This window comes from Robertkochia marina (assembly GCF_004799345.1).
Lineage (GTDB): Bacteria > Bacteroidota > Bacteroidia > Flavobacteriales > Flavobacteriaceae > Robertkochia > Robertkochia marina.
The window spans coordinates 734,710-755,385 of the sequence record NZ_SSMC01000001.1; the positions used below are offsets into that span (position 1 = coordinate 734,710).

The 20,676-nt window shown below is 41.6% G+C and carries 16 protein-coding genes; 6 read left to right on the plus strand and 10 right to left on the minus strand.

The features are described 5' to 3' along the window. The first annotated feature begins 3 nt into the window (after positions 1-3). Positions 4-387, plus strand: coding sequence for a DoxX family protein (locus E7Z59_RS02990; RefSeq protein ID WP_136334799.1), 384 nt, complete (start codon positions 4-6; stop codon positions 385-387). Here E7Z59_RS02990 and E7Z59_RS15215 read toward each other — a convergent pair. The 6 genes from E7Z59_RS15215 to E7Z59_RS03020 all read right to left on the minus strand — a co-directional run bounded on the left by E7Z59_RS15215 (position 381) and on the right by E7Z59_RS03020 (position 9,261). Next, the gene (locus E7Z59_RS15215) at positions 381-1,880 is read right to left on the minus strand and encodes a hypothetical protein (RefSeq protein ID WP_143969376.1); all 1,500 of its coding nucleotides are present in this window, start codon (positions 1,878-1,880) and stop codon (positions 381-383) included. The genes E7Z59_RS02990 and E7Z59_RS15215 overlap by 7 nt on opposite strands. Before the next feature lie 76 nt (positions 1,881-1,956). Continuing rightward, positions 1,957-2,472 carry an OmpH family outer membrane protein gene (locus E7Z59_RS03000; RefSeq protein ID WP_136334801.1) on the minus strand — a complete coding sequence of 172 codons (516 nt, stop codon included), beginning with the start codon at positions 2,470-2,472 and terminating at the stop codon, positions 1,957-1,959. Between the two features lie 221 nt (positions 2,473-2,693). After that, positions 2,694-3,527: a class I SAM-dependent methyltransferase gene (locus E7Z59_RS03005; protein WP_136334802.1), complete on the minus strand. Its 834-nt coding sequence runs from the start codon at positions 3,525-3,527 to the stop codon at positions 2,694-2,696. An 87-nt stretch (positions 3,528-3,614) separates the two neighbouring features. Continuing rightward, positions 3,615-5,486 carry a tRNA uridine-5-carboxymethylaminomethyl(34) synthesis enzyme MnmG gene (mnmG, locus tag E7Z59_RS03010; RefSeq protein WP_136334803.1) on the minus strand — a complete coding sequence of 624 codons (1,872 nt, stop codon included), beginning with the start codon at positions 5,484-5,486 and terminating at the stop codon, positions 3,615-3,617. Positions 5,487-5,495: 9 nt separating this feature from the next. Beyond that, complete coding sequence (gene ybeY, locus E7Z59_RS03015; RefSeq protein ID WP_136334804.1) at positions 5,496-5,921, minus strand: rRNA maturation RNase YbeY; 426 nt, start codon at positions 5,919-5,921, stop codon at positions 5,496-5,498. Then, on the minus strand, positions 5,914-9,261 hold the full coding sequence (locus tag E7Z59_RS03020) for a DUF4175 family protein (protein ID WP_136334805.1): 3,348 nt from the start codon (positions 9,259-9,261) through the stop codon (positions 5,914-5,916). The genes ybeY and E7Z59_RS03020 overlap by 8 nt, the downstream gene beginning before the upstream one ends. A 161-nt stretch (positions 9,262-9,422) precedes the next feature. Between E7Z59_RS03020 and E7Z59_RS03025 the strand changes: the two genes are divergently transcribed. The 3 genes from E7Z59_RS03025 (at position 9,423) to E7Z59_RS03035 (ending at position 13,130) form a co-directional block, all read left to right on the plus strand. After that, positions 9,423-10,478 carry an alkane 1-monooxygenase gene (locus tag E7Z59_RS03025; protein ID WP_199287160.1) on the plus strand — a complete coding sequence of 352 codons (1,056 nt, stop codon included), beginning with the start codon at positions 9,423-9,425 and terminating at the stop codon, positions 10,476-10,478. A 58-nt stretch (positions 10,479-10,536) separates the two neighbouring features. Further along, on the plus strand, positions 10,537-12,054 hold the full coding sequence (gene gltX / locus E7Z59_RS03030; RefSeq protein WP_136334807.1) for a glutamate--tRNA ligase: 1,518 nt from the start codon (positions 10,537-10,539) through the stop codon (positions 12,052-12,054). Between the two features lie 140 nt (positions 12,055-12,194). Then, positions 12,195-13,130, plus strand: a complete 936-nt coding sequence (locus E7Z59_RS03035) for an SPFH domain-containing protein (protein WP_136334808.1) — start codon at positions 12,195-12,197, stop codon at positions 13,128-13,130. Between the two features lie 30 nt (positions 13,131-13,160). Here E7Z59_RS03035 and E7Z59_RS03040 read toward each other — a convergent pair whose 3' ends face one another. From E7Z59_RS03040 to E7Z59_RS03055, 4 genes are all read right to left on the minus strand, one after another. Beyond that, a complete protein-coding gene (locus tag E7Z59_RS03040) occupies positions 13,161-13,373 on the minus strand; it encodes a hypothetical protein (RefSeq protein WP_136334809.1) in 213 nt (70 codons plus the stop codon). 11 nt (positions 13,374-13,384) lie between these two features. Continuing rightward, complete coding sequence (locus tag E7Z59_RS03045) at positions 13,385-13,726, minus strand: phage holin family protein (RefSeq protein ID WP_168731229.1); 342 nt, start codon at positions 13,724-13,726, stop codon at positions 13,385-13,387. A 46-nt stretch (positions 13,727-13,772) separates the two neighbouring features. Continuing rightward, positions 13,773-14,102, minus strand: coding sequence for a YtxH domain-containing protein (locus tag E7Z59_RS03050; RefSeq protein WP_136334811.1), 330 nt, complete (start codon positions 14,100-14,102; stop codon positions 13,773-13,775). Between the two features lie 155 nt (positions 14,103-14,257). Continuing rightward, positions 14,258-15,943, minus strand: coding sequence for a glutamine--tRNA ligase/YqeY domain fusion protein (locus E7Z59_RS03055; protein WP_136334812.1), 1,686 nt, complete (start codon positions 15,941-15,943; stop codon positions 14,258-14,260). A 260-nt stretch (positions 15,944-16,203) separates the two neighbouring features. Here E7Z59_RS03055 and E7Z59_RS03060 point away from each other — a divergent pair, with 260 nt between their 5' ends. Beyond that, positions 16,204-18,393, plus strand: coding sequence for a T9SS type B sorting domain-containing protein (locus E7Z59_RS03060; RefSeq protein ID WP_136334813.1), 2,190 nt, complete (start codon positions 16,204-16,206; stop codon positions 18,391-18,393). Positions 18,394-18,406: 13 nt separating this feature from the next. Further along, complete coding sequence (locus E7Z59_RS03065; protein ID WP_136335499.1) at positions 18,407-20,626, plus strand: PorP/SprF family type IX secretion system membrane protein; 2,220 nt, start codon at positions 18,407-18,409, stop codon at positions 20,624-20,626. The last annotated feature ends 50 nt before the right edge of the window (positions 20,627-20,676 follow it).

A 20,676-nucleotide genomic window follows, 5' to 3' on the forward strand; every position in this document is an offset into this window, starting at 1 on the left:
TATATGTTATACCTGAAATACCTGATTTTATTTTTTGTAGTGATCACCTTTCTGCAGAGCGCGGTGGATAAAATCGCCGATTGGAAGGGTAATATAGCATGGTTAAAAGAACATTTTAAAGATAGTCTGCTTGACGGAAAAGTAGCTTTTTCCCTTGGGATCATCCTGGTTTTGGAAATGCTGGCTGCCTTAACCGCAGTGGGAGGAATATGGTTCATTTTAAGTGAAGAAAATGAAACCTTAGCTGTATACAGTTTGTTGCTTTCGGGTGTTACCCTTTTGTTCTTATTGCTGGGTCAACGCCTGGCGAAGGATTATGATGGTGCCAGAACGATCGTAATATATCTTATTCCGGTATTCTTCGGACTATATTTATTTACTCAGTAGATCATGCTGGTTATCAAACCTTTTTGTACGCATAACCACATATAATTAAAATAGGATTTTGTTTTATTTCTTGTAACCTCAAATGCTTGTTGTTTGAGGTTTTTATTTTCTTTTCTTATTAGGGTATTAGCAATAGTACTCCATAATTTTTTTTCCTTTGATCCTTCTTTATTCATCACCCTTATCTGCAGATCCTTATATGACATGACCACAGTGCCCGTGGCGTTGTTCTCATTACCGCTTATCTGGAACACGGCATGTTGCAAAAATCCTGTGTTCCTCACTTGAAGATTCTTTGAAGTAAAGGCATCCAGTCTTTTGGTATCAAAATCGTTGAGATAAATATTTGTAATAAAATAATCATTGGTGTTCCATACCGGGATCTTGGAATGAATATAGAGTTGACCCTGGTCCATAAAGGAGCCGGTAAATTCTATATTCATGGTATCTTTAAAAGTATTATTCAATCGGCTTATGTTTAGATCCAAATTCGTGATCGCTATTTCTCCGGCTTTGTCTTTATGCTTAAGTAATTCACCATAGGTTATGGAACCTTTTTTTACCTGAAGACTATCAATATCTAATGTAATGGGGAGTGTACGTAACATTTTGGAGATCATAGGACGATAGGAGAGGTCAGGGGGTAGGGTTTTATCTCTATAAATATCTGTATGTAATTGGTTGATCTCTACAAAGGAACTTTTCCAAATGGAATTCGGTTCCTTGGCAAATTCTGGGTGGTGAATAACTATTGTATCAGTTTTGAGTTCAATACGGTCTTTTTGATTAGTCAATTGGCGTGAATATTGTGTTTTGTTAAATTTTGGTATAAGATGAAACGCTGAAAGACTCCATTTCAAAGTATCCATTTGAATGGATGGGATTCGTATTTTGTTTAAGGGGTCAGGTTCAAATTCTATATGTTCCATTTCAATTTTATATTCCTTAGGTATGGGAAAAGATTGAATGGACGGATTAAAGGAAGTATTGGATAAAAGTATTTGGTATTTTGCGGTCAGTATGGTGTCTTTATTTAAGGAAGTTCTAAAGAATTTCCCTTGTGAAAGCTCTAGATGTTTAATATGAACCTCCTTAATTTTTTGTTGCTTAACAAACCTTTTTTTCGTTGAATTGGAATTTAGAGCCTGTACTGTTATCGTAGGTGAATCTATCTTTATTTTGTTAACAAGAATCTCTTTATTTACTAAAAACGGTAAAATGTCCAGTCCCTCTATTATCAAAGAGCTCGTGGAAATGTATAAGGAGTCCTTTTCCAGGAGCCCCCTGATTAGAATTTTATCGCTGAGTAATTCTCCCTTTATTAAACTCAGCTTTGGGTTATCTGCATGTATATGGAAGTTAGATATCCGAAGATTTTCAAGGTCCTTTTCAATGCGATGTATTTTGTAAAATAGAAATGAAAGCAGGCTTCCTGCAAGGATGAGAAGGGTAAGAATAGAATACTTTAAAATCCTGGTCCGATTCATTTTCAATGAAGTGAACCTTGAAGTTAAAAAATAAAACCCTCAGAATGAGGGTTTTATATGAATTAAAAAAGAGGGTAAGACCTTATTTTTTACTATTGTAATTGTTGTTCAATTCTCTCAATACTTCTTCTGTAATATCTTTAGTTTCTTCTCCATAAAAAACATTACCACCTTCGTTTTCTGCCAGAATAAAGGTATATCCATTGTTCTGGCCATAATCTTTTACAAAGGTTCTGATCTTTTTCACCAGTGAATCAACCTCCTGTGCACTTTGTTGGTTAATAGCTTGTTCTTCCTGTTGAAGGGTTTGAGCCATTTGTTGTCTTTTTTGCATCAGGGCATTGTATTGTTCCTGTTGTTTGGACTGGCTCATTCCTTTAGCGCTGTTTTGGAAAGCTTCAGCTTCTTTAGTGAATGCGGTAGAGGCACTGTCGTACTTTTTCTGAAACTCTTCGTATTTCAGTTTGTATTTATTTTCCAGGTCTATTTTTTCCTGGTATTCTTTAATGAGTTCGGTGTTGTCAACATAGGCTATTTTGTCTTGCTGACAAGAAACAGCCATAATGGCTGTAGCGATTAGTAATGGAATTTTCTTCATGTCGTAAAATTTGTTCTCGAAGGCCAAAAATAGGAAAAGAAGGGTTTTTATCCTGATCTATTTTAGTTATTAAGTGTTATTTATTTTAACTATACTAAACTAAATTACCATAATTGTTTTCAATTATTTTCTACCCGTATAAATGAGATATAAGCCACGTTCTCTTTCTAAGAAGGTCTATATATAGTTGAGACTCCACAGCATCATTAAATCGCCTTATTTTAGCTTTTTTTGATAATATAGATGATGGAGGAGGGTTGCTTGGTGTATAGTGATCTAAGATTGGAAATAGTGGCAATAATGAAAGCTCTTACAGGTGCTAATATGTTTTTTAGATAACCTTCACTCAGTAAACTTACATAATAGGCATCCCAATACATTGGTAAGAATTTTACTACATTTAAGTTTTGGGAAGACAATAACCTGGTTAAAGCTGTTTTATCATAATGGTAAAGGTGTCGAGGTACATCGTATCCGGCCCAGTAGGATTTGTAGTGTTGAGCATCGTATGATTTATAATTGGGTAGTGCTATTATGAGAAGTCCATCATCCTTGAGATGGGTGCTAATTTTTTGGATCATCCTGTCCGGTTCATAAAGATGTTCAAGAACATGCCATAGGGTGATCACGTCATAGGGTTCTTTTAGTTGATCAAGATCAGATTTTATGTCCAGGTTTTTGGACCGGGCTATAGATGCCGCCTTGGGACTTACTTCAACTCCTTGACGTTTTTTATTGGCGGGTATTTGTGCAAGAAAATCTCCTGTTCCACAGCCGATATCCAGGATGGAATTATAGGATGGGTGGTAAGAATTAACCAACCTTGTTTTACGGTTTAAGTTCATTGATTTCACCCAGCGATAGAGACTTGCAAACAACCCGGTTGCACTATCGTCATGAGAAAGATATTTATCACTTTCATAATAGAACTTTATTCTGTCTGGTCTGGGTTGGGGGACTGTTTTCAAAAATCCGTAAGTAGCATCCTGTTCCAGGCGAAAGTTTTCCTGACTTAAAAAATGATCCTTAATATTTTTTGGGTAGGCTGTTTTCATGGCGTAAACTTAGGATAATGTTGGGATAAAAAAAAGAGCGTTCCACGTGGAACGCTCTTTTTTTTATTGATGGTATTTTTAGATTTTTTATCTGCCCATATAGACTAATAAGACTGAGATATCACTCGGAGAAACTCCGCTAATTCGAGAAGCCTGGGAAAGTGTTTTTGGTTTAATAGATTTTAATTTTTCCTTTGCTTCGAATGAAAGAGATTTAAGTTTATCATAATCGAAGTTATCTGGAATTATAATACTTTCTAATTTGTTAAGCTTATCTGCATTGTTCTTTTCTTTTTCTATATAACCCGAATATTTAACCTGTATCTCGGTTTGTTCCAGTACCTCGGTATCCAGGGTGTTTTCCTGAATAAAGGATTCCACCGTGGCTAATTTGCGCATGTGGTTCAAGGTAACCTTGGGTCGGCTGAATACCTTGAACATCTTATCTGATTGTTTAAGGGGAGAAGATTTCAGTTCTTCAAGTATCGGATTGATCTCTTCTGGTTTTACGCTGGTATCTTTAAAGAAATCTACAAAGGCCTTAGACTGTTGTTGTTTTTCTTCCATGCGTCGCAGACGGTCTTCCGAGGCTAACCCTATCTCATAAGATTTAGGGGTAAGTCGAAGATCGGCATTATCCTGTCGAAGCAAGGTTCGGTATTCGGCCCTTGAGGTAAACATACGGTAAGGTTCTTCCGTTCCTTTGGTAATAAGGTCATCAATTAAAACCCCGATGTAGGCTTCGTTCCTCTTAAGAATAAATGGATCTTTTTCCTGGGTTTGTAAGGCAGCATTGATGCCAGCCATCATTCCTTGAGCAGCGGCTTCTTCGTATCCTGTGGTTCCGTTTATTTGTCCTGCGAAATAGAGGCCGGAGACCAGTTTCGTTTCCAGGGTGTGTTTAAGTTGCGTGGGAGGGAAGTAGTCATACTCAATAGCATATCCCGGTCTGAAGAATTTGACATTTTCAAAGCCTACTACAGATCGCAGTGCCTTGTATTGTACATCTTCCGGTAAAGAAGTAGAAAATCCGTTTACATACACCTCTACAGTATTCCAGCCTTCGGGTTCTACGAAAAGCTGATGACGGTCTTTGTCAGCAAAACGGTTGATCTTGTCTTCGATGGAAGGACAATAGCGCGGACCAATACTTTTGATACGTCCGTTAAACATAGGCGATCGATCAAAGCCTTCTCTTAGTAAGTCATGAACCTCAAGAGAGGTGTAGGTCATATGACAACTTCTTTGTGTTTTTAAAGGCTGAGTACTGTTGGAGAAAGAGAATTTTTCCGGATTTTCGTCGCCTGGTTGCTCCGTCATTTTTGAATAATCGAGCGATCTTCCGTCTACTCTTGGTGGGGTACCGGTTTTCATTCTTCCCGATTCAAAACCGATTTTAACAAGGTCTTCAGTAATACCTGTTGCTGCTCTTTCACCGGCACGGCCTCCTCCAAATTGTTTTTCTCCAATATGAATAAGACCATTTAAAAAGGTTCCATTGGTCAGTACCACGGTTTTTGCATACGCCTCTAAACCGAGTGAGGTCTTTACCCCTTTTATTTGATCGTTCTCAATGATGAGACCTGATACCATATCCTGGTAAAAGTCCAGGTTGGGGGTTTGTTCAAGCATCAATCGCCACTCTTCAGCAAATCGCATACGATCACTTTGAGCGCGCGGTGACCACATGGCAGGACCTTTAGACTTATTGAGCATCTTGAATTGAATGGCCGTTTTATCGGTAACAATCCCCGAATAACCACCCATAGCATCGATCTCTCTTACGATCTGTCCCTTTGCAATACCACCCATGGCGGGATTACATGACATCTGTGCTATGTTTTGCAGATTCATGGTGATAAGCAGGGTAGAAGCACCCATGTTTGCAGCAGCGGCAGCAGCTTCAGATCCGGCATGGCCCGCACCCACTACAATAACATCATAGGTTTTATTGAACATAAGGCAATTTTATTTTTTTGGTTCCACGTGAAACAGCGCCAGTTTTTCTTCTTCCTTGGCGCGCATTTCAGATTCTTCTTTTTCTGTTTTGTCTTTGTAACCACAGTAATGTAATATACCGTGAATCATAACCCGTGATAATTCATTCTCAAATGAGGTGCGGAAAGTTTCGGCATTTTCAACTACCCGTTCCACAGAAATGAAAATATCGCCGCTGATACGATCGCCTTCGCTGTAATCAAAACTGATGATATCGGTTAAGGTGTCGTGATCTAAATATTCCAGGTTGATACGATGAAGATATTCGTCGTTACAAAAGATGTAGTTTACCGGACCGAGAAGAAGGTCTTCAGAGGCGACCACCTTGTTGATCCATTCGCGATAGCGGTTTTCATCTTCCAGCTGGAAATCGGTTTCGTAATGAAAATCAATCATTGACTTTGAAATAGCGCTGTACTTTTAGTTTGTAAATTTCGCGCAAAGGTAAGACTTGTCTCTGTAATATCTCAAGCTCCTGAAAAGAATCTTGAACTTCAGATGATTGATTAGAAGTGTTTTGAGTGAATTCCTTACGGTTGGTAGTACTTTCTCGTTCGTTTTTTTCACCCTGTAGCTGTTCGGCCTGCTCCAGTTTGAGTAATTGATGCTTTAAATATTGCATCTGTTTTAAAGTTTGCTCATTGATACCCTTGTTTAAAAGATCTCGTTCAATGCGCTCCATCTGACGCACCAAGGCCTCCGTTTTCTGTTTTGCAGACTCTTTGTTTTGAACATCTTCCAATTGTTGCTCATTCTGCATTTGCCTTAATTGCTGAAGCAAAGATTCCTTAAGCAGTTGTTGTTGTTTGTAGATCTCATACAGCTGTTCAGACATTCCTTCTCCATAACCCTCTTTATCTTCCTGTTTGCCTTCACCCTGTTGTTCCTTTCCATCCTGCCCATTCTGCTCCTGGTCGGAATCTCCGGGTTTTGGTTTAGACAACATGTCCTGCATTTGTTGATTGAGCTGTTCCTGAGATTGTATAATGTCCGGTAATTGAAAAGAATCCTGATTTCCCTTACCGGATCCCATCATCATGTTTTGCATCTGATCTAACAGATCACTTAGAAAATCAGAAAGATTATTAGCCGCAGTCAAGGTATATTGCTGATGGGTGATACCTTGAAAATATTGATTATCGGCAAAGCGCTCTAATGATTTATCTACATTGTAGTATACCTCCGTTATATTGGTATTTACCACTTCACTTACTTCAGGCCTTCTTAAACTCAACGCAAATAAACTGTCATCTACATGCTCAAATAGAATTTTCAGATCATTTTGTTTCTTTAAATAATAGGGTAGGTTCGGGTTGTTTTGGTCGAATCGGTTTAATTCTTCCATGATATCTTCCTGGTCAAATGAGAATTTGATGAGATTTTCCAGTATTTGTCGTAACATTGCAGCATCTTCACTGATCATCTCCGCGCCTTCCATACTCATAGAAGATTGCATATTTTGTACGATTTTTCTTATATTTCGTGAAGCCTTTTTCTGATTTTGGTTTTCGCTGCCTTTCGGACTTTCTTCTTCATTAAGTTTCTCGAGAGCCTCTTTTTGTTCCTGGTTGACGTTTTCTTCTTCCGATTTGTTGCGGCCGAGCTCCATGGGCTTCTTTAAAGCATCGTTCTCTTTGGTGAGATCTTCCATTTTGTTTTGGATCTCTTTGAATGCTTTGTTCAATTCTTCCTGTTTTGCAGCTTCTCCGGTTTCGCTTTTTGTGCTCAGGGTATCCTGTTGTTTACTTAATTCTTCCAGATCCTTTCTGATATTTTCGGCCTTCGCCTGTACATAGTAGCGTTTGGTTAATTCCAATAGTTGCTCCAGGCTCCTTTTATTGCTCTGTTGGTTTTTAGCCAGTTCTTCGAGTTTTTGGGTTAGGGTTTCCTTGTCTATTTTTTCAGTGTACTCCTGTAATTCCTTCAGGAGCTTTTGATTTCTCTCAATTTCTTGTTGCTGCCGTTCCAGGCGTTCTTTTAAGAGATCATTATAAGGGTCATCAGCCTTCTGGTTTTTTGAAAATTCCTCCAGGTTTTGCTCCATGTTCTTGCTGAATGACTTCATCATTTCCTCCTGCTGTTCCTGTCGTTTTAGAAAGTTGTTCAACTTTCTTTTGTCGTTATAACTAAGATTGTCTTTTTGTTTATTGACGTTCTTTAGCTCCTGTAACTCTGATTCCTGTTCATCTATTTGCTTAAGGGTATTTCCTAATTTCTGTATTTGTTCTTTCTGCTGTTCAAGTTGTTTCGCCTTAAGCTCATTTTCACGCAGCTTGTAATAGGAGTAAACTTCACTCTTAGCCTGTTTACCGTTCCTTAGAGCGTCATTGTCGGTTACTGAAAAATAGTAGAGATAATTTACCCCTTCCTTTAAACTGAGATTACCGGGAAAATTAAAGCGAAAGCGATCTATATTTCCTTTTGGATTACTGAGTAATACTCGTTTTTTTGTATCAGGATCTTCCTCCGGATAATAAACCAATTCGAGTTTTTTAAAGCCGTAGTCGTCACTGATCTCTCCGGTAATAATGTTGCCGGAGGCTGCATCCTGCTCTATTAATTCACGACCTGTAGTTATTTTTGGATACTGATCTTTTATAACCCTTAGATTAAATCCGATCTTTTCAAATTGTTTTAATATATCATTTCCGGTAGCAAGTTCATAAGAAAGAGACTTAAATACCGTTTGGTATAATTTAAATTGATCTTCCGTTCCTTCAAAAGGAATTACCGAATCTTTCAGCAACAATTCTACCCTTGTGGTGTTATTGGTTTCTACTTCCCAGCCTATCCTGCTTCCTTCAGGCACGGTAGCATTACCGGTATTATTTAAAGATTCATCTCTGCGCCCGGTATATTCAGGATAATCGAGGGTCATTTTGAAGTTAAGCATGGCAGGAACCGGAAGCACCTTAAGGGTATAAGGGCCGTTACTTACGTCATTCGAAGTGAGGTGAAATGACAGCTCTTCCTGGCCGGGATCAATCAGGTATTCAAAATTTCCATTTCCGTCAGGCTGCATATAGTTGAAAGCTCCCCTGTTTTTAATTTGTACTGCGGCCGGTGCCAGGGTACCTTCCGTACTTACTTTAAGCAGAAAGGGCACCCCGCTTAAAGCGGTTAATGAATCGTTTAAAATTTTAAAACTGAAAGGAGCCGGTGGGGTGTATACGGTGGTGTAATCTACCATTCGCTTATAACTGTCCTTAAAAGAAAGCGCCTTACCACTTAACCATACCAAGAGAATTAATATCAGGGGTATCGACAAAAATTTAAGGTATTTGGTATTTGTGCTGAAATTTATTGCCTTGTTAAACGGGATATGGCTGAGCTCCCGGGATCGTTTTTCAATACCTGCCAATAGTAATTCTGATTTCTCCGGTTGTTGAGCCAATTGTAAAAGGTTCAGCAGCTTGTCATCTACTTCTTTAAAATGCTTCCCAATTAGTTTAGAGGCCGTTTTCTCTGTTAATCCTTGCTTAATTTTAAAGAGATAAAGCAGCGGAGTTATCACGAACCTGTAAAACAGCACGCTCTCAACAGCTACGAACAGCCAGAATAAAACAGTACGGACGTTTGGTGAAAGCCAAAGAAAATACTCTACTCCAACGCTGAACAAAAAATAGCATCCTCCGATAGCCGTAAACAACAATACACCCCTGATGAGCATATTGGTGTAATACTTTTTCAGAAATCCTGATAATTTCTTTTTAATGAGCCCGATCTGACTTTCCATAGTAAGGTGATATTCAGAATGTCATCACAGTGTGATGAATAATTTTTAAATTAGAGAAATACAAATCTTTGTATTTACCTTGAACCTAATTGCTATTAAAATTACAATAATAGACAGGAACTTTACTTCTGTAAGGGACTAAGTTTCTGTTAAAGAAGCCTATGAAATGGATGGATTTTAAATATCTGGCTGCCTACAGTATACCTCTATCTGTACTGCTTGGCTATTATGCCGGGGGTATTTTCTACTGGTTGACCCCTGTTTATACCTTTGGCCTGGTTCCTGTATTGGAACTGATTCTTCCGGTTAATACCGGCAACCTTAACCAAACTGAGCGGGAGCAGAAAAAGAAGCTGGTTCTCTTTGACCTGCTGCTCTACCTGAACATTCTTATGGTGTATGCCATTGTTTTCTATACCCTTTACCTTCTCAAATTCGGTGAACATACGCCTTTAGAGATCGCCGGGATCATATTTTCATGTGGTATAGCGATGGGATCCAACGGTATCAATGTGGCTCATGAATTGGGTCATCGACCCGATCGGTTATCAAAGACCCTCGCGAAAGTGCTTTTATTGCCCAGTTTGTATATGCATTTTTACGTAGAGCATAATTTTGGGCATCATTTGCATGCTGCCACGAAAGAAGATCCGGCAACGGCAAGGTTTAACCAGTCTGTATACTCGTTCTGGATCACTTCTGTATTAAGACAGTATCGCAGTGCATGGCAAATTCAAATGCGCCTGCTACAACAGGATAATAAGGGTTTTTTTTCGCTGCAAAATGATATGTTATGGGGAGGCCTGTTGGAGTGTGTCTATTTAGTATTGATAGGTATTATGGCAGGTTGGCAAATAGCCCTCTTTGCTGTGATCATGGCCCTGGTCAGTATTTTGATGCTGGAAACCATTAATTATATTGAGCATTATGGGCTGTTGCGCCATAAGATGAATACAGGACGTTATGAGAGGGTTCAAACTATTCATTCCTGGAATTCTAATCACGTGATGGGCAGGATCATGCTTTATGAACTTACACGCCATAGTGATCACCACTATCGGGCGTCCAAAAAATATCAACTCCTGGATTACCATCAGGAAAGTCCGCAAATGCCCTACGGATACCCTACTTCCATGGTGTTATCACTTTTTCCTCCGCTTTGGTTTCGCATCATGAATCCGTTGATCCCTGCCGATATGAAGCCTCAGGCAGCCTAACCCAACCCGGAGTTCTCAAATGTTAGATTGAACACGTATCTTTGCCAAAAATTTTGAGATGAGTAAGCCAGTACGTGTACGATTTGCACCGAGTCCCACAGGGCCCTTACATATTGGAGGGGTCAGAACCGCTTTGTTTAACTACCTTTTCGCGAAGAAAAAAAACGGCACCTTTATATTGAGAGTTGAGGATACTGATCAGAACCGCTATGTAGAAGGAGCTGAGCAGTATATCATAGACGCCTTGAATTGGTGTGGGATGCCTTTTGATGAAGGTCCCGGGAAAGATGGTGGTTTCGGACCCTACAGGCAAAGTGAACGCAAGCATCTGTACAAGGAATATGCCGATACCCTGATAGAAAACGGTAGTGCTTATTATGCGTTTGATACTCCTGATGAATTGAACACCATTCGAAAGGATTATGAATCAAGGGGAGAAACCTTCATTTATAATTGGCATAACAGGATGGAGCTTCAAAATTCTCTTGCACTATCGAAAGAAGAAGTTGCCCAACGACTGGAGAAAGGAGATCATTATGTGATTCGCTTCAGATCGCCTCAAGACAGGGTGGTGCAATTGGAGGATATGGTTAGAGGGAGAATGGAAATAGACAGCAATGTGCTGGATGATAAGATCTTATTTAAAAGTGATGGTATGCCAACCTACCACCTGGCTAATATCGTTGATGATCATTTGATGGAAATATCGCATGTGATCAGGGGAGAGGAATGGTTGCCCTCTTTGGCCCTGCATGTATTGCTCTATGAGGCTTTTGGCTGGGAGTCTCCTGAATTTGCTCATTTACCCCTTATTTTAAAACCTACCGGTAAGGGTAAGCTCAGTAAGAGAGACGGTGATAAACTCGGCTTTCCTGTATTTCCCCTAGAATGGAAAGATCCGGCTTCGGGCGATACCTCTATGGGTTACAAGGAAGAGGGATACTTCCCGGAAGCAGTTGTAAACTTCCTGGCGCTCTTGGGTTGGAATCCCGGAACAGAGCAGGAGATCTTCAGCATGAAGGAACTTATCGAAGCCTTTGATATTGCCAGAGTAAACCGTTCAGGTGCGCGATTTGATCCTGAAAAAATAAAATGGTTTAACCAGCATTACCTTCAAAAGACTGATGATGCAGTGGTTGCAGAGATCTTCGGCCATTTACTGGAGCAAAAAGGTATCCTCTCAAACCCTCAGTACAATGAAAAAGTAGCAGGCCTTTTAAAGGAAAGAGCTGTTTTTGTAAAGGATCTTTGGGATCTGGGCAACTATTTCTATACAGCCCCGGAGACCTATGATGCCAAAGCCGTTAAAAAATCATGGAAAGAAAATACCGATCAGTATATTAAGGAAGTGGCTCAGTTACTGGAGCAAACAGAGGATTTCAGTTCTGCCCATACCGAAGAAGTGGTAAAAGCCTGGATCAACGAGCAGGAGCTTGGCTTCGGAATGGTTATGCCCCCATTGCGCCTGGCGTTAGTGGGTGCTATGCAGGGACCTCATGTGTTTGACATTCTTGAACTTTTAGGAAAGGAAGAGGCTTTGAAGCGTTTAGAACGTATTTGCGACCAGCTCAGCTAAGTGCAGTGAAATATAAAAGAAAAGAAGCCGGGGAAGACCTCCGGCTTTTTTTATGGATCCCGGTGTAACTTTTAAAGAATAACTCTTACATATAGATACATAATGTCGTAATTTAAACTTCTTTAAAAAGTACAATAACTATGAATTTCTTCTATTTTCCCATTATTGCAGGGCTAACCGTCCTGCTGTTATTCGGGGTCTTTTTCATTGTAAAACAGCAAACCGCTGCTGTAGTGGAGCGTTTAGGACGCTTTCATAGCATACGAAATTCAGGACTCCAGTTCAAGATCCCCATTATAGACCGGGTGGCCGGCAGGCTAAGTCTTAAGATTCAACAGTTGGATGTGATCGTTGAGACCAAAACCCTCGACGATGTATTTGTTAAGCTGAAGGTATCGGTGCAGTACGTGGTTATCAGAAACAAGGTTTATGAAGCCTTTTATATGCTCGAATATCCTCATGAACAGATCACCTCGTACGTATTTGATGTGGTAAGGGCAGAGGTACCTAAGATGAAGCTCGATGACGTATTTGTAAAGAAAGATGACATTGCCATTGCCGTAAAGGCCGAATTACAGGACGCCATGCTGGAATACGGATATGATATCATTAAAACGCTGGTTACTGATATTGATCCTGATGCCCAGGTAAAGTCGGCTATGAACCGTATTAATGCTTCGGAGCGGGAGAAGATAGCCGCCCAGTTTGAGGGTGATGCGGCCCGTATTTTGATCGTGGAAAAAGCCAAGGCTGAGGCTGAGAGCAAGCGTTTGCAGGGGCAGGGTATTGCTGATCAGCGAAGAGAGATCGCCAGAGGTTTGGAAGAATCGGTGGAAGTGCTGAATAAGGTGGGTATCAATTCTCAGGAAGCCTCGGCACTTATTGTGGTTACCCAGCATTACGATACTTTGCAGGCCATTGGTGAAGAAACCAACAGCAACCTGATCCTGCTGCCTAATTCACCCCAGGCAGGCAGTGACATGCTGAACAATATGGTAGCTTCTTTTACGGCCAGTAATCAAATAGGAGAGGCCATGAAACGGCAGAATAAAGACCGCGATAAGAGTGAAGATTGATCATAAAGAAAAAGCCCGGGAAACCGGGCTTTATTTTTTCATGAATTTTTTCAGGATCTTGAGCAGCAGGGCCCGTTTGGCAACGAAACTTACTGCCGTACCCACAATGGAAAACATGCCCAGTTGTTCTTTAGCTACCTGAAGTTGATGACCTATCCTTGCTTTTTCGAGTTCGGCTTCTGTTTTGTAGATCTCCAGTTGCAGATCGATCTCTTCAAAAGATCCGTATATCCTGTTATCCATAATTCCGGGTGTTATTCAAAAAATATTTTAGACGATTCTTTCAGCATACGGCCTTCTACCTTCTTCCTGATCACAAAAATGAAGAGTAAGAGAAAGAAAACGTAGATGCCCCCCATGATTATGAAGGCCAGGGGAATATTGTCAAGCCATCCGGCCAGTTGCCAGGCCCCTGCCAGGGAAATAAATATCACGGTATTGAAGAGTATTGCTCCTACGATCAAAAAATTCACCATGGCACTGGCGCCTTTCATGATCTTTTTGAAAAGACTGAGCTTGTAATACTCCAGTTGTTTTTCAAGGTATTCCTGGCCGTGTTCATTAATATGTTCGGCGTGCTCCCGTATGGTATTCAAATCGCGTATGGTTTTAGTTTAGTAAACGATAACAAAAGCCATCAGTTTATTTCTGAAGTTTGGCATTCTTTGCTTTCAGGTCCTGTAGTTTGGACTCCAGTGCATCGATAACATCTTCTGTTTTATAGCTCATACTTGAGAGCGCCTTGTCGAGGTTAGCATCGAACTTGGCCTTGGCATCAGTGATCTTGGCATTCATGTCTGCCTTGGTCTTATTGAGCTGTGCTTCCATATCTTCCTGGGCTTTTCTGGCCTGCTCTCTTAACTTTCTTCGCGTATCCTCTCCCTTTTCAGGAGCATAGAGCAATCCGATCCCCGCTCCGATCAGTGCACCGGTTAACAGGGCTACAATAGTACTTCCAGTGTTGTTGTTCATAATGATAGCATTTAATTAATTCTCTTGTTAAAATAAGAATTTTAAATGCAAATACCATGGAATTTGTACAGCAATTCCTTAATTATGAGATAATTACGATGAAATAAAAAAAGCACCCGATGAGGGTGCTTCTTTTAATAGATGTTTAACAATTATCAGCCTTTATTTTCGATCTTGGCCCAGCTGTCTCTTAAGCCAACGGTCTTGTTAAAGATGAGTTCGTTTTCTGAACTGCTCTTGTCTACACAGAAATATCCAAGACGTTGAAATTGAAAGCGGTCTCCGGGTTGCGCCTCTTTTAAGGAAGGCTCCAGGTAGGCCGTGGCGGTTTGCAGGGAGTCGGGATTAATGAATTCCATAAAATCCTTTTCTTTATTCTCTTCGGGCTCGGCAACACTAAACAAACGATCGTAAAGACGTATAGTTGCAGTTTCTGCATGAGCTACAGATACCCAGTGAAGCGTACCCTTTACCTTACGCATACTTTCAGGAGTGCCGCTGCCGCTTCGGCTCAAGGGGTCATAGGTACAATGAACTTCCAGAATATTGCCTGCCTCATCTTTGATGACCTTGTCGGCCTGGATGATATAGGCGTTCTTTAGCCGAACCTCTTTGCCGGGCTTTAATCGGAAGAATTTCCTGTTGGCTTCTTCCTTGAAATCTTCCCTTTCAATATATAATTCCCTTGAAAACGGCACCTTGCGGTAAGTGAGTTCCTCTTCTTCAGGATTATTCTCGGCATCCAGCCATTCTTCCTGTCCTTCCGGATAGTTCGTGATCACGATCTTTAAAGGATCAAGTACTGCCATAACTCTTGGGGCGATCTTGTTAAGATGCTCTCTGGCGCAGAATTCCAGTAAGGACACGTCTACCAGGTTTTCCCGTTTGGCAATTCCAACGGTATCTGCAAAGTTTCGGATAGATTCAGGCGTATAACCTCTTCTTCGAAGTCCGCTGATGGTAGGCATTCTTGGGTCATCCCAGCTCTCTACCACTCCCTCTTCAACAAGGCGTAGTAACTTTCTCTTACTCACAACCGTATGACTCAGGTTTCTTCTGGCAAATTCGCGCTGTTTAGGGCGTACCTTCCCCTCGGTATATACCTGGTCTAAAAACCAGTCGTATAGCTCTCTGTGCATAGCAAACTCCAGGGTACAGAAGGAATGAGACACCTGCTCAATATAATCGCTCTCTCCGTGTGTCCAGTCGTACATGGGGTAAATACACCAATCATTCCCGGTACGGTGATGTGCCTTGTGTAATATGCGATACATAATGGGGTCGCGCATGAGCATATTCTGATGGGCCATATCGATCTTGGCCCGCAAAACATGTTCTCCTGCCTTGAACTCCCCGTTCTTCATACGTTCAAAAAGATCGAGATTCTCTTCTACCGAACGATTTCGGTAGGGGCTGTCAGTTCCAGCCTTGGTAGGTGTACCCTTCTGCTGGGCGATGGCCGCCGAATCCTGACTGTCTACATAGGCCTTGTTTTGCTTGATCAGCGCTACAGCCCAGTCGTATAATTGTTGAAAGTAATCGGAAGCATAACATTCATTCTCCCATTCAAATCCAAGCCATTCCACATCGCGCTTTATAGCCTCTACGAATTCCTTTTCCTCTTTTTCCGGATTGGTATCGTCAAAACGAAGGTTTACAGGGGCCTCATAGTCCAGACCGAGTCCGAAATTCAAACAGATCGAGCTGGCGTGTCCGATATGGAGGTAACCGTTAGGCTCCGGCGGAAACCGGAAACGGAGGGCTTTTTTATCAAATCCTTCCCGAAGATCCTCTTCGATGATATGTTCAATGAAATTAAGTGATTTAACGTCTTCTGCCATTGTAAAAAATTATAGCGGCAAAATTACGAAATATGGAGATTTTGGAGAGTTATTAACAACAATAATCGAAAGAAACCCTTAATACCGACCGGTATTTTAATTTAGCACTATTCAGAAAACTCTTATAATCAAAACGTTGTCCTATAATTTAGAGGCTTTCACCACATTCGCCAAAAATTGTTGAAAAATTCTAATAACTTTAGGATAATTATTGCAAAAAGAGTTACTTTGTGATTACCCAAATTAATACCTAATTTATAATGAAAGCCTTACAGCCCCAACGAATTAACTTCCTTCTGGCGTTCGTACTATCGCTCGCTGGGGTCGCTGTCTGCGCTGCCCAAACCTTGAACAAGCCCACGCCTGACTTCACTTATGCCTGTGCATCGGCTTCTTTTAACGACTTCTCTATATCCTTTACTTGGCAGTCACCGGCAGTAGCATCTGACAACCAGTTTATTCTGGAATTATCTGACGCTAACGGTTCATTTAACAATCCAACCGTATTGAGCACTTTGTCAGATAAGAATACAACCTATGAATTTAAATTCAACATTAATTGGCCTGAAGATACGGCAGGAGATTCGTACAAAGTAAGAGTACGAAGCACCAGTCCGAGCCTCACCAGTCCCGAAAGCGACGCCTTTTCTGCCTACTACATGTCAGTTACCGATGCCCTGGTCATTAATAATTACCAGGAAGCATCTATTTGCAATGGTTCTGCCTATGTGCTTAGTGTGGATAATTATCCTGAGGAAGCCGCTTATAACTGGTACAAGGATATGATGCTAATCCCCGGAGAAAAAGAAGCCTTTCTGGAAGTAACCGAACCGGGTATTTATTTCGCCGAGGTTGATTACGGAGATTATTGTTCGGTAAACACAGCCTCTAACCTGGTGGAAGTATATGCAGAAAATTCATTGGGTATTACCCTGATGGGAGAACCCAACATTACCCTGTGCCAGGGAGAGACCTATACACTTACCGCCAATATTAACGATAATACCCTGCTCTACAAATGGTACAAAGACGGTCAGTTAGTAGTACAGAATAATGAAAATACCTTTTTGGTAGATGGTAATACCACCGGATTTGAAGGAGAGTATTACCTGGTGATTGAAAATACGCTGACCGGGTGTGACGAGGTTTCCAATACTATTTCGGTAGGCTCTAATGGTTTCGAGACCGGACTAAATACGCCCAATGGCAATGTATTGCTGCCCGGACAAAGTATTACCCTTGAGACCACCACCACAGCAACCAATCCGACTTATGAATGGTACAAGGATGATGTGCTGATGACGGGAGAGACCGGGTCTCAACTCATCGTGAGTACGCCTGGCTCATATAAAGCTAAGGTCATTGGTTCCGGAAGTTGTGTTACAGAAAAATTTACGCCTGAAGCCCAGGTAGTGGTTCCGGATACCTTTGTTGTATACCTGAATACTTCGGGATATACCGAATGTATGACCGGAACATTGAACCTGGAACTTGCAGGAATAGACGCCGTGTCAGGAACAGAAACCTTTTCATTACAGGAAAGTGTGCTGGCCGGTTTCAATTACCAGTGGACTTTAGAAGGAGCAGCCATAGCCGGAGAAACCAACAGAACGATTACTCTGAGTGGGATCGAGGCTTCCGGAAATTATGCTTTAGCCGCTACGATCAACGGAACGGCCTACACCTCTTCAGTGCTGAATGTAAAAATGGGGATTACCGAATCTCCTGTAATTACTGCTCCTGTGGCAGTAACCTGTAATGATGGCACCATGCTGGACATCACCTCGAACATGACCGCTACCACCTATACCTATACCTGGTACAGAAACGGCGTGGCCATGACAGAGGCTTCACCAAACCTTCAAACCACCCTCCCGGGCACCTACCGTTTGGAGGTTGGCGCTAATGGATGCAGCGTAGCATCTAACGAAGTAACTATTTCAGAGATCAACCAGGATATGGTGCAGCTTGATGTACCTCAAACATTTTCCATTCCGGAAGGAGAAACCCGCGTGGTAACGGCTACCGGAGGAGACAGCTATATTTGGTATGATGCAGCCATGAACGAATTAAGTACTGCTGCCTCTGTTGAATTATCGCTGGAAGGACAGTATATGGTAAGAGCTGTGGTGGGCAATTGTGAGATCTCAAAAACAGTAGAGCTCACCTATCAGCTTAGCTATAGTGTGCCCAATGCCGTAACTCCGAACGGGGACGGATTTAACGATCTGTGGATCCTCCCTTCGGCCTATGCATATCAGCCGGATATACAGGTAACCATCTATGACGAGAGTGGCATACAGGTGTTTAATGTGTTGGAATATCAGAACAACTGGCCACAGTCGTCAGATAATATGAACTATAAAGGAGGCCGACCTCCTATCTATTACTATACCATTAGTAAAGGGAAAGACATTGTAAAACGAGGAACGATAACAGTGATAAAGTAGAAGCGTTGGTTTGATGATCAGAAAGTGGAGCTACATATTGATGATGTTGATTGGAGCCTGGGTATACGCCCAGGAGGAGGCGCCTGTTGCCACTATTCAAATACCCGGGCAAAACTTATTGAAGTTTAACCGGTTTGTTATTAACCCTACCTTTTCAACGGTTCAGGAAGATAAATCATACCTGAATCTCTACCACCGGAATCAATGGGTGCGGTTTGACGATAACTATCAAACCTATCTGGGGAGTTACTCCGGGAGAATAGGAGACCGTATGGGAGTAGGCCTTAGTGTATACCACCAGCGATTTGCCACCATCTCCAATTTTGGGGTGATGGCCAATTATGCTTATGGGGTAAAGCTGGCCGAAAAAAGTAACCTGACCTTCGGATTTAACCTTTCTTATTACGATAGCGGTATCGATCAGAGCAATGTGAATATCGCCCAACCCGATGATCCGCTTTTACTGGCAGTAGACGGGAATTCATTGATCAGTTTCCAGCCGGGGGTAAACCTCTCTCTGGGAAGTTTTGACGTGGGGGTCTATGCCGAAAACCTTTTTGATTACAACCTCAAAACAAATCAGTCGCTTACTGAATTTGATCAGAAGACCTGGACAGGCCACCTGATGTATACCCGTAAATTCAATGCTTATGACGGCCTTTTTGAGAACGGAAAGTTGAGCATGCTTTCCAGGGCAAGAAGTATAGCAGGTGACGACCTGAACCTATCGGGAAGCCTTATACTCGACCTGCCCAAACTGGGATGGATACAAACCGGTTATGATGATGTATTCGGACTGGCTGCCGGTCTCGGGTTTAATCTGACCGACAGGATCTCTATCGGGTATACCTTTGAAAAGGGCATCGAAGATCAGATCGCCAACCTTGGGGTAACCCATGAGGTGAACTTCGCCTACTCGTTTACACCAACCCTTACTGAGAACCGTGTATTTGAGGATCTTGAGGAAGAAAACCAAATGGTATATTCTGAAGAGTCCGAGGAGGAAGTGGTTTCCGATAAAGATGCAGAGATCGCTCGCCTGAAAGACCTGGTAGAAGAGAACAACATGATCATCGAAGAAATGATGTTCCGTCAGGATTCTATGGAACAGGCTAGAAAAAAGGACATCAACCGCCGTTTTGCCTACATGCAGAAGTTCGTGAAAGATTATGCAGACAGGGATAACCGGGAAGAGATAAACCAGCAGTTGCAACAGTTCAAAAAAGATATGGATGAAGGTGTTGCCTTCACGGAGCCGAGCATTGATACCAATCGGTATAAAAAGAGAGAGCCTGTTTTGGAACAACCTGTATCTTATAGCCGTAAAGCTGATCTGGCCGCAACTGAACCATCAGGATCAACGCAATCTAAAGAAGAAGATCCCGCAAAAGATCTTTATGCTGCCAACGATCCTAATATGGGAATAGCCCAGGAAGAACCTGAGGCAGAAAAACCGGTTGCTAAAAAGCCAATTACCGCTACCTCTACCGACAGGGTGAGTGGGGCTTCACGAGGATACTACCTGATAGCAAATGTTTTCAGAAGCAAAAGTAACCTGGAGCGTTTCCTCAAAAAGCTGAAGGCGCAAGGTATTGAAGCCTCGTCATTCCAGAAGAACGGTTTGAATTACGTATACCTTGAAAGATTTGACGATATCGCCTCTGCGAAACAGGCCTATAAAACCGACCTTAACGGATTGTATGACGGAAAGTCGTGGGTATTGCAGGTTCGCGAAGACAGCAATGCAGTGCAAAATGATACCCGTCTGGCTCAAAACACAAGTAAAAGGGCTAAGACCATCAAGCAGGCAACAACAGGCAATACACCTGAAGGCGATTCAAAGTACAATGATTACATCAATAAACAAAGGGCGATACTTTCTGAATGTACCGATCGGTATGTAAATAATCTGATCAGTACCTTCCGTAAACGTGAAGATCGTGAAGTGCTCTATGCCGAAAACAGGGAGACAGCACCTCAGCCTAAATTAGAAAAGAAAGGGTATTACATCGTTGCCAATGTATTCAAGAACGATGAGTATGCTCAAAAATTTGTAGACGCCCTTAAAAAGCAGGGCATAGAAGCGAACATTTATATTAACCCTAGAAATAAATACAAATACGTTTACCTGCAAAAGCACGACTCCTGGCGAAAGGCCATGAGCTCGTACCGATCTAATGTCAATTATACCTATGACAAAGACATTTGGATCATGCCGGTAGGAAGTTCATAGAGCAGCTGATTGAAGCCCCCAGATCAATTAGTGCCGCCCCAAAAAATTAC